This is a genomic window from Streptomyces sp. NPDC048172 (assembly GCF_043202595.1).
GTDB lineage: Bacteria > Actinomycetota > Actinomycetes > Streptomycetales > Streptomycetaceae > Streptomyces.
In genome coordinates this window covers 814,769-828,920 of sequence record NZ_JBIDAT010000001.1, presented here as the reverse complement: position 1 = coordinate 828,920, position 14,152 = coordinate 814,769, and the positions used below count along the sequence as shown (strand labels likewise).

The window sequence follows — 14,152 nt, the reverse complement described above, 5'->3', positions numbered from 1 at the left end:
CATGTAAGGGTCCGAATGGGAGGTCACCCCTTGCCAGGAGAGCAGCCCCGTACCGTCGCCGACGCCGCCCGCGCGCTGCGCGCGGGCGCGACCAGCAGCGTCGCCCTCACCGAAGCCGCCCTCGCCGAAGCCGCCCTCGCCACGGCCGACGCGCTCGGCGTCTATCTCGCCCGCTTCGACTCCGAGGCCCTCGCCGCCGCGCGCCGCGCCGACCGCGAACTCGCCGCGGGCCTCGACCGCGGCCCCTTCCACGGCATACCGGTCGGCGTCAAGGACGTCCTCGCGACCGCCGAGGGGCCGACGACCGCGCAGAGCCTCGTCCCGCCGGACGTCGGGGACGTCGGGGACGCCGGGGACGCCGTCGCCGTCGCGCGGCTCCGGGCCGCGGGCGCCGTGGTCACCGGCAAGACGACGACCATGGAGTACGGCTGCGGGGTGCCGGACCGCACGAAGCCGTTCCCCGTGCCGCGCAACCCCTGGAACCCGGACCGCTGGACGGGCGGGTCGAGTTCGGGGACGGCGGCCGGGATCGCCGCCGGGATGTTCCTCGCCGGGCTCGGCACCGACACGGCGGGCAGCGTCCGTATGCCCGCCGCCTTCTGCGGGGTGACGGGGCTGGTCCCGACGTACGGCCTCGTGCCACGCACCGGCTGCGTGCCCCTCGCGTACAGCCTCGACCGCGTCGGCCCGCTGGCCCGCACCGCCCACGACTGCGGCCTGCTGCTGGACGTGCTCGCCGGGCCCGACGCGGGGGACCCGGAGTCGGCGGACGTACGGACCCCGCCGCGTACGGACCACTCGCCGGAGGACCTGGAGGGGCTGCGCGTCGGGGTCGTACGGGAGGGGCACGCGCCCGGGGACGCGGACCCGGCGGTGGCGGGCGCGTTCGACGCCGCCGTGCGCGAGCTGGAGGAGCTGGGCGCCCGGACGCGCGAGGTGGCGCTGCCGTACCTCGCGGAGATGATCACCGCCACCGTCGTGATCGCGACCAGCGAGGGGCTGGCGCACCACCGCGCCGGACTCGCCCGCCGCTGGGACGACTTCGGCGCGGGGACGCGCGGACTGCTCGCGCACGGCGCGCTGTTCTCCGGCGCCGACTACGTACAGGCGCAACGTGCCCGGCGCGCGGCGCGCGAGGCGCTCCGCGCGCTCTTCCGCACGGTCGACGTGCTCGTCTCCCCCACGGCCTCCCTCGGCGCCCCGCCCCTGGAGGCCCTGACGACGGCGGAGGGGCACCAGGACAACGAGACGCTCTTCGCGAAGGTCCACACGCCCTACTGGAACGCGGTCGGCCTCCCCGTGCTCGCCCTCCCCATGGGCTTCACGCACGACGGACTGCCGCTCTCGCTCCAGGTGGCGGGCCCGGCGTCCGGGGACAGGACGGTGCTGCGCGTCGGTGAGGCGTACCAGCGCCGTACGGCGTGGCACCTGCGGATGCCCCGGACGCCCTCGCGGCAGCTCGCCGAGGAGGCCGCGCGATGAGCCGGGATCCGGTCCCGGAGGCCGCCGTCGGTGCCGCGCTCGACGCGGCCGGACTGCCCGCCTCCCCCGCCGAGCGGCGCGCGCTGGCACGCGCGCTCCACGCCCTGCGCCCGGCGCTCGACGCCCTGCACGCGCTGCCGTTGGCGCGGACAGCGCTGCCCGCGACCCTCTTCCACGCCGGAACGGCGGACCGGTGAGCGCGCGCGAGGACGGCGGGTCGGGGTACGTGCTCGCGCTGGCGTGCGCCGGTTCGTTCGTCGTGGTCATGGACGCCACGATCGTGTCGGTGGCGCTGCCCGACATCCGTACGGGCCTGGGCTTCAGCCCCTCCGGACTGCCCTGGGTGGTCAACGCGTACACGCTCGCGTTCGCCGGATTCCTGCTGCTGGGCGGGCGGCTGGCCGATGTGTTCGGGCAGCGCCGGATGTACGCCGTGGGCATGGGGCTCTTCACCGTCGCACGGCTGGCTGCCGGACTCGCCGCCACGGACGGGCAGTTGCTCGCCGCGCGCGCCGCGCAGGGCCTCGGCGGGGCGCTGCTGATGCCGGTGACGCTCTCGCTGGTGACGACCACCTTCACCGAACCGGCGCGGCGGGCGCGGGCGCTGGGCACCTGGAGCGCGGTCGGCGCCGTGGGCGCCTCGTCCGGCCCCGTGCTCGGGGGCCTGCTGACCGAGTGGGCGGGCTGGCGGTGGGTGTTCTTCGTGACGGTCCCGGTCGGCGTGTGCGCGGTGGCGGCTGCGGGGCGTGTGCTGCCCGCGCGCGATCCGGGGCGTGCCGGTCGTACGCGCCGCCAGTTCTCCCGGCTGGACGTCACGGGCGCCGCGACCGCGACCACCGGCCTCGTCGGCGTCGTCTACGGGGTGATGCGCGCGCCCGACACCGGCTGGGGCAGCGCCCAGGTCCTCGGCCCCCTGGCCGCCGGGACCGCGCTCCTCGCGCTCTTCCTCGTGCACCAGGGGCGGTGGGCGCGGGAGCCGCTGGTGCCGCTGAGCCTCTTCCGGCTGCGGGCGGTCAGCAGCGGCAACGCGGTGATGTTCCTGCTCGGCCTCGGCTTCTTCGCGAGCCCCGTGCTGCTGTCGCTCTATCTCCAGGACGTGCACGGGTACGGGCCGTTGCGCGCCGGGCTCGCGTATCTGCCGGTCGGCGCCGCGATGTTCGTGGGCGCCACGGCCGCGAGCCGGGTCTCGCTCCGGCTGGGCCCGCGCCGGGCCGCCGCCGCCTCGTGCCTGCTGGGAGCGGCGGGGTGCGGCGCCGTGGCCGCGCTGACGGGCCCGCACGCCTCGTACGCGCTCTCCGTGATGCTGCCCGGCACGCTCTTCGGCCTCGGCACGGCCGCCGCGTTCACGCCGATCACCGTGGCGGCGACCAGCGGCGTGCCCGTACACCGGAACGGGCTGGCCGCCGGAGTGCTGAACACCGTCCGCCAGACCAGCGGCGCCGTCGGCCTGGCCGCGCTGAGCACGCTGGCCGCCGCGGTGACGGCGGCGGCCGAGGACCGCCCCTCTTCACGCGCGCCCTCCCGTACGGCGCTCGCCGAGGGCTACGCGACGGCGTTCGGCGCCTCGGCCTGCCTGCTGGCGGTCGCGGCGCTGCTGGCGTGGCTGACGATGCCTCGCGAACCACGCCGCGACGGCACCACAGGCAGCACCGGCAGCACCGGCAGCCCCACGGTCACGCGGCCGGAACCTCCGCCCACTCCCGGAATCCGGGACAGTTCTCGGGACTGGTCTCGTGGGGGCACGCGAGGAGGTGCGTGAGGTAGGCGTGCGCCGTGTCCAGCGCCGCGCGCCGCCGCTCGATCTCGGCGATCCGCTCGGTGACGGACCCCTGCCAGCCAGGGCCGGTCGCCAGGAGGCCGGCGATGTCCTCGACGCTCATCAGCCCCGTCTCCCGCCAGTGCTTGATGAGCGCGATGCGGTAGAGCTGGTCGGTGTCGTACCAGCGCTGCCCGCCCGCGCGCCGCCGTGGGGCGATCAGGCCGCGCCGTTCCCAGTAGTGCAACGTCGAGAGGGCCAGCCCGAAATGGTCGGCGGCCGCGCGAATGGGAGTGAGCGCCTCAGCCATGCCGCCAGCGTAACCAGTGCCAGGGGGCGGGCGGCGGTCGTAGGACGGAGGTCGGATGCGGTCCCGCCCACGGCTGGAGGAGCCGGGCGCGTACGGACTGCCAGGGTGAGCCCATGACGACGTCCCACACACCGCACACGACGCACACCTGGCCCGGCCATCTCGCCGTGGGCGCCGTACGGTTCGCGCGGCCGACGGCCCGTTACGACGCGATCGTGGCCTTCTACCGTGACGACCTGGGCCTCCCCGTCCTCGCGAGCTGGCGCGGCCACGCGGGATACGACGGCGTGGTCCTCGGCCTGCCCGGCGCCCCCGTCCAGATGGAGATCACCCAGCACGGCACGCCCCCGCGCATCCCCGAACCGGACCCGGAGAACCAGCTCGTCCTCTATCTGCGCGGCCCCGAGGCCCGCGACAGGGCCGTCGCCCACCTGGAGGCCCGCGGCCACACCCCCGTACCGGCCACGAACCCGTACTGGCCCGACAACGGCGCCGTCCTCTTCCAGGACCCCGACGGCTGGCTCGTCGTCCTGGCCCCCTGGGTCTTCGGCGAGGAACCGCCGCCGAGAGGTTGAGGAGCCGCCCGCCTCACGCGCCACGCGTACCGGGCGACGCGTACCGGGCGACGCGTACCGGGCGACGCGGACGATCATCTCCACCATGACGGACGTCAGCGTCGACCCTCAGCAGCACAAGGAGGACGTCCTCACGGAGCTGAGCCTGCTCTTCGTCGCCTGCACGCGGGCCAGGGAGGCTCTGCACGTGTCGTGGCACGGCCCCCCGAGTCCCTTCCTGGCCGAGACGTCGGAATTCGCGCGCTGAACGCCTCGGCCACACCCTCCGCGACAAGGACACCGACCAGTTCTGGCGTCCGCTCCGACGCCAGAACTGAGCCGTGAGGGCCTGGGGCCCTACCCGACGGCGGCCTCCGCCCCGTCCGCGCGTACCCCCGCCGCCTTCTCCCGCCGTACGGACAGCCGGTGGGCGAACTCCGAGAGCGCGAGGGCGAGCAAGGCGAGAGCCGCGGCGACGTACCCGAGGCTGGTCGCCCCCGCGGCGGCGAGGCCGATGCCGCCGACCGCGCCCGCCAGGGCGATGGCGAGGTAGAGGATCGAGGCGTGCAGCGACACGAGGACCGGCGCGAGGCCCGGGTTCAGGGCGATCAGCCGGTGCTGCTGGGGCGCGCTCATGCTGAAGCCCGCGACCGCGAGCACCCCGATGTAGCCGACCGCCGGGCCGAACGAGCCGGAGAACAACGGCAGTACGAGCAGGCATCCGGCGATCCAGAGCAGGCACAGCGCCATGACGCCACGCCCGCCGACGCGGTCCGTCAGTACGCCCGCCAGGTAGCTGCCGACGATCGCGACCACGCCGAAGGTCAGCATCAGCACGGCCACGCGCCCGCCGGACCCGCCGGTGGCCTCCGCGAAGATCTCGGCGATGTAGGTGTAGAGGACGTACACCGCGGTGAACGCGACCATCGTGGTGGCCAGCGTCGTCAGCGCCCTGGGGTCGGCGAGCGGCGCGAGACGGTGACGCAGGCTCTCCGGCGGCGGGGTCACGATGGTGCGAGGCACGAGGCCGAGCAGCGCGAGGATGCCGACGACGGCGAGTCCGGCGACGAACCACATCGTCGCCCGCCACCCGAACTGGCTGCCGAACGCGGTGCCGAGAGGCGCCCCGAACGCCGTCGCCGCCGTAAAGCCCGTCAGGACGACGGCGATCGCCCGCCCGCGCCGCTCCGGCGGCACCAGCGCCGCGCCCGACGCGGCGGCCACCGGCACGAACAGCCCCGTCCCCGCCGCCGCCACCGCCTGCGCCACCAGCAGCAGCCCGAAGGTCGGCGCGAGCGCGGCGCCGACCGTGCCGACGAGATAGACGAACGCGGCGCATACGAGCGTCACGCGCCGCGACCACCCCGCGGTGAACGTCGCCAGCACGGGGCCCAGGAGGGCACAGGCCAGCGCGTAGACGGTGACAACCTGGCCCGCTGTCGCGAGCGAGACGTCCAGCGAGGACTCCAGGTGCGGCAGCATTCCGGCCAGCACGAATTCATTCGTGGCGACGGCGAATACCCCGAACCCGAGAATGGGAACGCTCCACCGGGACACTTTTCCCGCCGTAACAGATTCCGCGTCAGACACCCGAATCCTCCAGTGATCAAGCCCCGTAAAACACTCGTCAAACCCCTCACATACTCGACGCCCCACTTCGCGAAGTCCAATAGCGGAATGATCTGACTGCTATACTCGCCGCTTATGGAGATAAGGCAGTTGGAGTATTTCGTGGCTGTCGCGGAGGAGCGGAGCTTCACGCGTGCCGCCGCCAGACTGCATGTCGCCCAGCCGGGTGTGAGCACCCAGATCCGCCAACTGGAGCGGGAGTTGAAGCAGGAGTTGCTCGACCGGTCGGGCCGCGCGGTGCGCCTGACGGACATCGGCGCCACCGTCCTGCCGTACGCCCGCGAGGCACTGGCCGCCCTCTCCCGGGTCCGCGAAGCGGTCGACGAACACGCCGGTCTGCTCCGTGGCCGGGTTTCCCTCGGCATGGTGACGTCCTCCGCCAGCGCCTACGATCTGCCGCGCCTTCTCGCCGAATTCCACAAGAAGCACCCGGCGATCGAGGTCACACTCGCCGAGGCGGCCTCCGACGAACTCCTGAATTCCCTCCACGCGGGCCGTTTCGACGCGGTCGCCATTTCCCCGCCGACGACGGACCTCCCGGACGTCGGCACCCTCACGGTCGCCGACGAACCCCTCGTCGCCGCCGTCGCCCATGCCCACCCCCTCGCCGGCCGCACCACCCTCCGCCTCGCCGAACTCCGCGACGAACCCCTCATCACCTTCCACGAGAGCGTCGGAGCCCGTGCCACGGTCGAGGCAGCCTGCACCGAGGCGGGCTTCCCACCCCGCATCGCCTTCGAGGCCAGCGACCCGGCCCTCCTCGCCGACCTGGCCACCACCAGCCTCGGCGTGGCGATCCTCCCCGCCCCCTACGCCCGCACCCGCCCCGACTCCCTCCGCACGATCCCCCTGACCGACCCCCCGATGCGCGCCCACATCCTCATCGCCTGGCGCACGACGGCCCCCATGACGCCGGCGACACGAGCCCTCGTCACACATCTACGGGACGCGGTGGAGGCACCCGGACCACTCCGCTGAACCGCCGTCGGACGAGGTCGTCGGCGACGGACCAGGGGCGAGCGAGCTACCAAAGTCGACGGCTCAGCGACTTTTGGCGACTGCCGGGCGGCCGGGGCCGTTCCTAGGCTTCTGTTCATGGTCAACGAGCAGCCCGCCCGCGAACGCACCGCCAAGTCTCCCGCCGGAGCCCCCACGAAGCTCGGTCACTCCCGTACCGACTCGGTCCTGCTCCTGGGCGGCCTGCCCCTCCTCGGCGCAGGACTCGGCCTCCTCCTCCCCCTCCTGGCCCGGCAGCTGGTCAAGCTGCCGACGCTGCCCGTGGAGAAGCTGATCGAGTTCGTGGCGACGCTCGACGAGACGTGGCACTTCCTGGTCCTGGCCGGTGCCGGTGCGGCGCTGGGCGTGGTGGGCGGCCTCCTCGCGCTCACGGAGTCGATGGAGATCACGCTCACCGATTCCCGGATCGAGGTCGAAGGGGACGGCACGGACGAGAGCTTCGCGCGCGACGACGTCTCCGCCGTCTTCGTCGACGGCAAGGAACTCGTCGTCCTGGGACGGGACTCGGGCCACCTGCTCCGGGGCGAGCCCGCGGCCGCCGCCGCCGAACTCGCCGCCGCCTTCCGCGCCCACGGCTACCCCTGGCATGACGCCGACCCGTACGCGGCCCTCTACCAGCGCTGGATCCCCCACTCCCCCGAGACGGGACCGGAGCTCAACGCCCTCCTCACCGCGCGCAAGGACGCCCGTAAGCGGAAGGACGCGGACGACGTGCGCGACCTGACCAGCGCCGCCGAACGCCTCGGCTACACCCTCCGCGACAAGAACACCGACCAGTTCTGGCGCCCGCTGGTCCCCGTCGGCGAGCAGCCGAGCCCCGTCGGCGAGTAGCCGGGGCTCGCCGTCCCTCAGGCCCGGACGGCCTCAGGCTCGGACCGCGGCGAACTCCCTGCCGGAGACGGCGCCCGGATCGCTGATCATCGTGCGGGCCTCGCGAGCGGCGAGCGTGACGCCGTTCGACGAGGCGAGCCCGGCCTCCCGGTGGGCGCGCTGATGGCGACCGATCGATGCCCGGATGATGACGCCCGTGCTGAGCCCGAGGAGAACGACGGCAGCGAGCGACCCCAGCATCAGGAACCCGGTGTCGACGCCCGCCCAGGTCGACACGATCCCGGCCACGAACCCCGCGAAAGCCACGTAGGACACGTAGAGGAAGACCTTCGCCCTTCGCTCGCCGGAGGCGCTGGCACGCTGCAGCCCCTCCTCCATGGCATCGAGCTGCTCGATCTTCGGCGTCCGTTCCGTCGCGAACTCCTGGAACAGCTGCTCGTGCTCCGCGCGGCCCCGGGACCGCTGCTTGATCACCGTTCCGTCGGCGGCGATATGCCACTGGATCGTCCAGGGCTTCTTCTGTTCCACGCTCCACACCGCCTCGTCAGCAGGCGACGGCCTTCACCTCGCCACGTGGGCGACGATGCTACTTCCTCGCTACTCCCAGCCGTTCCTGCTCCTCCTCCACGATCCGGCGGGCGAGCTCGGTGTCGGACACGTCCACCGCGTCCGACGTCGCCTCGGCCATGGCGCTGCGGCGGGCGTGGGCGTCGAACAGGCGGGTCTTGGCCTCCAGCATCCGCACCAGGCGCTCGTCCACACCCCCGGTGGCGAGGAGCCGGTGCACGCGCACCGGCCGCACCTGACCCATGCGATGGGCCCGCGCCACCGCCTGGTGCTCGGTGGTCGGCTTGAGCTGCGGCTCGCAGAGTACGACCACCGAGGCGGCCTGCAGATTGAGGCCGACCCCGGCCGTCTGGATCTGCGCCAGCAGCACGGCCGGGCCCTCGGCCGCCGCGAACTCGTCCACCAGCCGCTGCCGTCGCGCGGCCGGGACGTCTCCGGAGAGCGGCCCGAACACGGTGCCGCGCACTTCGGGGTCCGCGGCGAGCGCGTCGTCGACGGCGCGCAGCACGTCCTTGAAGTAGGAGAAGACAACGGTCCTCTGCCCGCTCTCCCCGGCCTCCCGTACGAGCTCGCACAGCCGTTCCAGCTTCGCCGAGCCCTCCGGGCGCAGGTAGGCGGCCCTGCGCATCGCCATGAAGTTGCCGGAGCGGACGGCGTCGCGGTACGCCTCCTCGTCCGTGGCGCTCAGCTCCTCCCACTCGTCGGTCTGCTGGAGGCTCGGCAGCTCGGTGAGCACGTCGTCCTGGTTACGGCGCAGATAGACGGGCGCGACGGCTTTCCGGAACGCCACGGACCCGGCCAGCGCGTCCCCCTCGCCCAGGGCCTCGGCGACGTCGCGGTGGAGCATTCCGACGAGGTTGCGGAACTCCGCGACCCGGTTCTCCATCGGGGTCCCGGTCATGAAGAGCACACGTGCGCAGTGGTCCGCCCACAGGGCGACGGCCTGGGACCGTTTGGCCTGCGGGTTCTTCACGGAGTGCGCCTCGTCCACGACGAGCAGGCCGATCTCCCCGCCGCCCGGCGCCGGAAAGCCGCGCAGTGCCTCGAACGTCGTGACCCCGACCCCGCCCCTCCCCTTCCAGTCGCTGAACGCCTCCTGCCGCTCGGGCCCGTGCAGCACGGTGACCGGCAGCGCGCTACGGGCCTCGATCTCCCGTACCCAGTTCACGAGAACGCTCGCCGGGCAGACGACCACGAAGTGGCTCTCCCCCTCGGCCGCCAGATGCGCCAGCACGGCGATCGCCTGGATCGTCTTGCCGAGCCCCATCTCGTCGCCGAGCACCACCTTGCGCTGCGCGAGCACGAACCGCGCGCCGAACGCCTGGTAGCCGCGGAGCGAGACCCGCCGCCGCGAGTCGTCCAGCCGCTGCGTCCGTACGCGCTCCGCGACGTCCTCCGGCAGAAAGCCCTGCGCCGCCGCCACGTCCGGCTGCCGCCCGGAGATCTCCGCGAGCAGGCTGTAGAACTCGGCGGAGCGCAGCTCGAACTCCACCCACGCCGCGGCCTCCGACACGGGCCCACGCAACAGATCGACCGAGGCCTGAGCCAGCAGCCCAGGCACCCCCTCCCGCTCCGCCTCGTCCAAGAGCGCGCTGATCTCCGCCACGGCGTCCCGCGCCCGAGCCCGCTTCTTCCGCCCGGCGACGAGCATCCGGAACCGCCCGGCAGCGGGCCGCGCCTCGGAGAGCAGAGGCCCAAGCCGCTCTACAAGCTCGGAGGCCCGATCGACGGCCCGCCGAGCCTCGGACCCGGCCTCCACGAGAAGGCACAGAGCCCGGACGAGCGCGGTGGTCCCCGCCTCGGGCCGGTCCACATCAATATGAACGGCGACCGTCTCGTGCACGGCCTCGGCCAGCCGCCGCGCCGCGGCGAGCATCTGCTCGACGGTGCGCTGCCCGACCCCCGGAATCTGCCGCAACCGATAAGGACTGGCGGCCAGCACGTCCCCCACACTGCTCAGCCCACTGGCCTCGACCCCCCGCAACCGCAACCGCCCCTCGGTCACATCCTGCAACCGAGCCACGGGAATCCGGCCCAGCTCCTCCTGAACCACAGCCTCCTGCAAGGGCCTGAGCGCCACCCGCACCCCTTCAACGGCGCCCCCGTAATCCCCCACGACCCCCCGAGCAGCCGCCTCCAGCCGCCCACCCTCACGAAGAACCCCCCGCTCCACCTGCCCCACGCGCCCGCCCCTCCCTCACCAACGATCGGGGCATCCTCCCACCGCTCCCCCCCCCCCCGCTTTCGCGGTCAGCGCCCTCTGCCGTTGGGAGCGTTGGAATGGCTGAAGGCGCCACGTAATATGCCATTGGAGGTAACGAGCATGGCGGCGACGCTGTACAAGGACACCGGGTACGTCCTGTCGCACCTGATCGAGGAAATCAAGCACGGCAGCATCGCGCTCCCGGACATCCAGCGCCCGTTCGTCTGGTCCGCTGCCAAGATCAGGGACCTCTTCGACTCGATGTACCGGGGCTATCCGGTCGGCACTCTGATGTTCTGGGAAACCGGCTTCGAGGTCGGGACACGGCAGATCGGCGGCCGCGAGAGCGAGCGCGTCCCGCGTCTTCTCGTCGTCGACGGCCAGCAGCGTCTGACCTCGCTGTTCGCCGTACTGACCGGGGAGCAGGTGATCACCAAGACGTTCGAGAACCGGCGTATCCGCCTGGCGTTCCGCCCGTCCGACGAGACTTTCGAGGTCACCGACGCGGCCATCGGGAAGGATCCCGAGTTCATCCCAGACATCACCGCCCTGTGGAACGGCAACTACAAGTCGACTCTCCGCGCCTTCTTCAAACGGCTCGCCGAGAGCCGCGGCACGTCGCCGACGCATGAGGAACAGGATCATCTCGAAGAGCGGGTCGACCGCGTCCGCGACCTTCGGGACTTCCGCTTCCAGGTGATCGAACTCGGAGCCACCGCCGACGAGGAACAGGTGGCGGACATCTTCGTCCGGATCAATTCCGAGGGCGTCAAGCTCAGCCAGGCCGACTTCATCCTCACTCTGATGTCGGTGCACTGGGAGAAGGGCCGACGCGAGCTGGAGTCCTTCTGCCGAGCGGCCGTCGACGCCACCGTGGCCGGCCCTTCACCGAAGAACCCGTTCCTGGAGCCGAGCCCCGACCAATTGCTGAGGGTCGGGGTCGGACTCGCCTTCAATCGCGGCAGGCTCCAGCACGTCTACAGCATGCTCCGCGGCAAGGACCTGGAGACCGGAGATGTGAGCCCAGAGCGCCGCACGGAGCAGTTCGAGGTCCTGCGTCAGGCCCAGAACGACGTCATCGACCTCACCAACTGGCACGAGTACCTGAAGTGCCTGACCGCCGCCGGTTTCCGCAGCCGCAAGATGCTCACCTCGGAGAACGCGGTCGTCTTCACCTACATCCTGTGGCTGATCGGCCGGGCCCGCTTCGGACTGGACTACGCGACGCTACGCGCGGTCATCAGCCGCTGGTTCTTCATGGCCCACACCACCGGCCGCTACACCACCTCGCCGGAGAGCCAGGTGGAGGCCGATCTCGCCCGTGTCGCCGCCCTGGACCCCGAGGTCCCCGACTCCTTCTGCGCGGAGCTGGACCGGATCGTGCGGTCCAATTTCACAGGGGACTACTGGGAGATATCACTGCCCAACCGGCTGGACACCTCGGCGTCCCGGTCCCCGGCGTTGTACGCCTACTACGCCGCGCTCAATCTGCTCGACGCCGAGCCGCTGTTCAGCAAGCTGAAGGTCCGTGACCTGATGAGTCCCGACGTGGTGACTCCCCGGGCGGTGGAACGGCACCATTTGTTCCCGAAGGCGTTCCTGGGCCGCAAGGGCATCACGAACACCCGACAGGTCAACACGATCGCCAACATGGCCTTCCTGGACTGGCCGGAGAACGCCAAGATCGGCTCTGACGACCCCCTCGACTACTGGCCGGCCATGACCCACGGCCTGGGCCCCGAGCGGCTCAAGCAGCAGGCGTACTGGCACGCGCTGCCGGTCGGCTGGGAACAGCTCGACTACACCACGTTCCTTGAACGGCGCCGGGTGCTCATGGCCCAAGTCGTCCGGGACGCCTTCGACCGGCTCTGGGGCGACAGAGCCCCCTCGACATCCACGGCCGTCGAAGACCTGATCCGGACCGGCGAATCCCAGACCGTCGAATTCAAGTCCACCGCCCGCTGGAGCGTCCGAGCCCAGCAACTCGACCGCAAGCTCGAACACGTCATCGTCAAGACCGTGTGCGCCCTCTTCAACGCCGAAGGCGGAGTCCTCCTCATCGGCGTCGACGACGACGGACACGCCCTCGGCCTCGAAGCGGACTGGAGCACCCTGGGCCCACGAGGCAACCGCGACGGGTACGAACTCTGGCTGAGACAGCTCCTCGACACCAACCTGTCCCAGCAGACCGCCGGCCTCGTCCGGATCCGGTACGAGACGATCGACGGCAAGGACGTGTGCGCCGTATCAGTGGCCGCCTCCGGCAAACCCGTGTTCGCCAAGCCGGACAACGGGAAAAGGGCCACGGACTTCTGGGTACGCATTGGCAACGCGTCGAAGCAGCTCCACGGCGACGACATGGCCACGTACCAGGCCCAGCACTGGGGCTGACGAGACCGGCGCGAAGTCGCGGTTGCACTACTGGGGGGTACGAGTGATAGACAGGGTGTGGTTGTGTCCCCTGAGGGGCCCTCAGTTGGAATCTGCATACGCGAAGCAGGGGGGAGCACGATGAAGTTCGACATGGGCAGTTCGACTCTCGGCACACTGACCCACGAAACGGACGGCTCAGCCGGTGATCTCACCACCCTGATCCAGTTGTTGATCTCTGCGGCCGAGCCGCTGGAGGGCAAGTTCAACGGGCAGGGAAAGATCGCGTTCGATGAGTTCAAGCGGAACTCCGACGATATCTCCAACGCGCTGAACAGCGCCCTGAACGCCATCCTTGGCGGGCAGTCCGGCATGGACCAGTCGTTCGGCGAAGGCGACCAGGAGCACGGCGACAACGCACGGCAGGCGATCGGCGCCGCCAACTTCGACGCGGCGCGATTCTCAGGTCGGTGACGCGATCGGTGCGGGCGACGCGCCCGTGGCACCGCACACCCAAACAGCTCGACCTGCCCGCGCGTTGGTAAGTCGGCAAGAGCGAGAGCCGCACCCATCCGAATTCAGCGGCTCACGATTCGAGGGGGTAATGCGCAATGGGAAGGTCCGATGACCGTCGCAGTTATGACACGGGGGCTTCCGGGGACGCGCAGACGAACATCACGGCGGTGATCTCCCGCCTGGAGACCGTGATCGGCCAGCGCGACCGGGCCGTGAAGCGTGCCATGGCGGACTTCCAGGCCGATGGAGTGTCCGATCAATATCACGGTGTGGAGCAACGGTGGAATCGCGCCGCGAGTGAAGTGCGCACCATTATCCACCTGTTGAAAGGCGTGCTGGAGAAGAACGACGGCACCGCCGCACAGACTTTGACGCGCGCGAAGAACGTGGTCGACAACATCGGCTGAGTTCCGGAGCCGCCCGGCGAGCGACCCTCGGGATCGCCGAGGCAATGGGGGGAGACAAAAGAGCATGACGGGTTGGGACATCAGAGCATCAGGCGTGGCCAGCACGCTCACGGAAACGGGAAAGGCGGCTGACAAGCTGCCTGGGCTGGCGAAGACGCTGGGGAAACACCTTCAGCAGGCCTCGCAGCATGCCGGAACCATCCGCTCAGGGTTGTCCAGTGACGGAGAGGTGGAACAGTGCGTCGCGGGGCAGCCTGGCCCATCAGGAGCCACGACGGGCCCCATCGCCGCGGCGCTGGCGCAGTTCGTCACGGCCAAGAAGGCTGACATCGAATACCTGGCCCAGCGCAGCGGAGAGTCGATGCAGGGAGCCGCTGACGCGACCAGCGCCTACCAGCGGGGCGACCTGGACATGGCGATGGACTCGCAGCGCGACGCCATGCTGGTCTCGGACCTCCCCAGCGACAAGGTCACCGTCGAAAGTCCCCGTAACTACTGGTAGCCACGTGG

General features: G+C 71.3%; 15 protein-coding genes. 11 read left to right on the top strand and 4 right to left on the bottom strand.

From position 1 onward, the window contains the following. Nucleotides 1-30: 30 nt before the first annotated feature. Genes ACGF3A_RS03770 through ACGF3A_RS03760 form a run of 3 tightly spaced genes read left to right on the top strand, consistent with a single transcriptional unit; the run spans nt 31 to nt 3,241 of the window. Nucleotides 31-1,482: an amidase gene (locus tag ACGF3A_RS03770; protein WP_393725416.1), complete on the top strand. Its 1,452-nt coding sequence runs from the start codon at nt 31-33 to the stop codon at nt 1,480-1,482. Next, nucleotides 1,479-1,679, top strand: a complete 201-nt coding sequence (locus ACGF3A_RS03765) for a hypothetical protein (protein WP_393725414.1) — start codon at nt 1,479-1,481, stop codon at nt 1,677-1,679. Before ACGF3A_RS03770 ends, ACGF3A_RS03765 begins: the two co-directional genes overlap by 4 nt. After that, complete coding sequence (locus ACGF3A_RS03760) at nt 1,676-3,241, top strand: MFS transporter (RefSeq protein WP_393725412.1); 1,566 nt, start codon at nt 1,676-1,678, stop codon at nt 3,239-3,241. Before ACGF3A_RS03765 ends, ACGF3A_RS03760 begins: the two co-directional genes overlap by 4 nt. On the opposite strand, the gene ACGF3A_RS03755 is transcribed toward ACGF3A_RS03760, so the two are convergent. Further along, the gene (locus ACGF3A_RS03755) at nt 3,156-3,548 is read right to left on the bottom strand and encodes a MerR family transcriptional regulator (RefSeq protein ID WP_393725410.1); all 393 of its coding nucleotides are present in this window, start codon (nt 3,546-3,548) and stop codon (nt 3,156-3,158) included. The two genes, ACGF3A_RS03760 and ACGF3A_RS03755, sit on opposite strands and share 86 nt — an antisense overlap. Nucleotides 3,549-3,661: 113 nt before the next feature. On the opposite strand from ACGF3A_RS03755, the gene ACGF3A_RS03750 reads away from it, so the two are divergent. Further along, the gene (locus ACGF3A_RS03750) at nt 3,662-4,123 is read left to right on the top strand and encodes a VOC family protein (RefSeq protein WP_393725408.1); all 462 of its coding nucleotides are present in this window, start codon (nt 3,662-3,664) and stop codon (nt 4,121-4,123) included. 85 nt (nt 4,124-4,208) lie between these two features. Beyond that, the gene (locus tag ACGF3A_RS03745; protein ID WP_393725406.1) at nt 4,209-4,370 is read left to right on the top strand and encodes a hypothetical protein; all 162 of its coding nucleotides are present in this window, start codon (nt 4,209-4,211) and stop codon (nt 4,368-4,370) included. An 89-nt stretch (nt 4,371-4,459) separates the two neighbouring features. On the opposite strand, the gene ACGF3A_RS03740 is transcribed toward ACGF3A_RS03745, so the two are convergent. After that, nucleotides 4,460-5,659: an MFS transporter gene (locus ACGF3A_RS03740; RefSeq protein WP_393725404.1), complete on the bottom strand. Its 1,200-nt coding sequence runs from the start codon at nt 5,657-5,659 to the stop codon at nt 4,460-4,462. Nucleotides 5,660-5,806: 147 nt separating this feature from the next. Between ACGF3A_RS03740 and ACGF3A_RS03735 the strand changes: the two genes are divergently transcribed. Together ACGF3A_RS03735 and ACGF3A_RS03730 are read left to right on the top strand one after the other, a co-directional pair. Beyond that, nucleotides 5,807-6,709: a LysR family transcriptional regulator gene (locus tag ACGF3A_RS03735; RefSeq protein ID WP_393725402.1), complete on the top strand. Its 903-nt coding sequence runs from the start codon at nt 5,807-5,809 to the stop codon at nt 6,707-6,709. 117 nt (nt 6,710-6,826) lie between these two features. Then, on the top strand, nt 6,827-7,579 hold the full coding sequence (locus ACGF3A_RS03730) for a hypothetical protein (RefSeq protein ID WP_393725400.1): 753 nt from the start codon (nt 6,827-6,829) through the stop codon (nt 7,577-7,579). A gap of 33 nt (nt 7,580-7,612) precedes the next feature. On the opposite strand, the gene ACGF3A_RS03725 is transcribed toward ACGF3A_RS03730, so the two are convergent. After that, nucleotides 7,613-8,107: a hypothetical protein gene (locus tag ACGF3A_RS03725; RefSeq protein ID WP_393725399.1), complete on the bottom strand. Its 495-nt coding sequence runs from the start codon at nt 8,105-8,107 to the stop codon at nt 7,613-7,615. Between the two features lie 58 nt (nt 8,108-8,165). Continuing rightward, nucleotides 8,166-10,328: a DEAD/DEAH box helicase gene (locus tag ACGF3A_RS03720; protein ID WP_393725397.1), complete on the bottom strand. Its 2,163-nt coding sequence runs from the start codon at nt 10,326-10,328 to the stop codon at nt 8,166-8,168. Between the two features lie 141 nt (nt 10,329-10,469). On the opposite strand from ACGF3A_RS03720, the gene ACGF3A_RS03715 reads away from it, so the two are divergent. The 4 genes from ACGF3A_RS03715 to ACGF3A_RS03700 all read left to right on the top strand — a co-directional run bounded on the left by ACGF3A_RS03715 (nt 10,470) and on the right by ACGF3A_RS03700 (nt 14,144). Beyond that, nucleotides 10,470-12,740, top strand: coding sequence for a DUF262 domain-containing protein (locus ACGF3A_RS03715; RefSeq protein ID WP_393725395.1), 2,271 nt, complete (start codon nt 10,470-10,472; stop codon nt 12,738-12,740). 120 nt (nt 12,741-12,860) lie between these two features. Beyond that, nucleotides 12,861-13,193 (top strand): hypothetical protein, encoded by a 333-nt coding sequence (locus ACGF3A_RS03710; RefSeq protein WP_393725393.1) that lies wholly within the window; start codon nt 12,861-12,863, stop codon nt 13,191-13,193. Between the two features lie 137 nt (nt 13,194-13,330). Continuing rightward, nucleotides 13,331-13,642 carry a pore-forming ESAT-6 family protein gene (locus ACGF3A_RS03705; RefSeq protein ID WP_393725391.1) on the top strand — a complete coding sequence of 104 codons (312 nt, stop codon included), beginning with the start codon at nt 13,331-13,333 and terminating at the stop codon, nt 13,640-13,642. Nucleotides 13,643-13,706: 64 nt separating this feature from the next. Beyond that, nucleotides 13,707-14,144 carry a DUF6507 family protein gene (locus ACGF3A_RS03700; RefSeq protein WP_393725389.1) on the top strand — a complete coding sequence of 146 codons (438 nt, stop codon included), beginning with the start codon at nt 13,707-13,709 and terminating at the stop codon, nt 14,142-14,144. Nucleotides 14,145-14,152 lie beyond the last annotated feature (8 nt).

Coding starts and splice junctions, on each gene's coding strand:
- ACGF3A_RS03715 (WP_393725395.1), top strand. CDS start 10,470: ATGGCGGCGACGCTGTACAAGGACACCGGGTACGTCCTGTCGCACCTG.
- ACGF3A_RS03705 (WP_393725391.1), top strand. CDS start 13,331: ATGGGAAGGTCCGATGACCGTCGCAGTTATGACACGGGGGCTTCCGGG.
- ACGF3A_RS03765 (WP_393725414.1), top strand. CDS start 1,479: ATGAGCCGGGATCCGGTCCCGGAGGCCGCCGTCGGTGCCGCGCTCGAC.
- ACGF3A_RS03755 (WP_393725410.1), bottom strand. CDS start 3,548: ATGGCTGAGGCGCTCACTCCCATTCGCGCGGCCGCCGACCATTTCGGG.
- ACGF3A_RS03735 (WP_393725402.1), top strand. CDS start 5,807: ATGGAGATAAGGCAGTTGGAGTATTTCGTGGCTGTCGCGGAGGAGCGG.
- ACGF3A_RS03750 (WP_393725408.1), top strand. CDS start 3,662: ATGACGACGTCCCACACACCGCACACGACGCACACCTGGCCCGGCCAT.
- ACGF3A_RS03700 (WP_393725389.1), top strand. CDS start 13,707: ATGACGGGTTGGGACATCAGAGCATCAGGCGTGGCCAGCACGCTCACG.
- ACGF3A_RS03745 (WP_393725406.1), top strand. CDS start 4,209: ATGACGGACGTCAGCGTCGACCCTCAGCAGCACAAGGAGGACGTCCTC.
- ACGF3A_RS03730 (WP_393725400.1), top strand. CDS start 6,827: ATGGTCAACGAGCAGCCCGCCCGCGAACGCACCGCCAAGTCTCCCGCC.
- ACGF3A_RS03710 (WP_393725393.1), top strand. CDS start 12,861: ATGAAGTTCGACATGGGCAGTTCGACTCTCGGCACACTGACCCACGAA.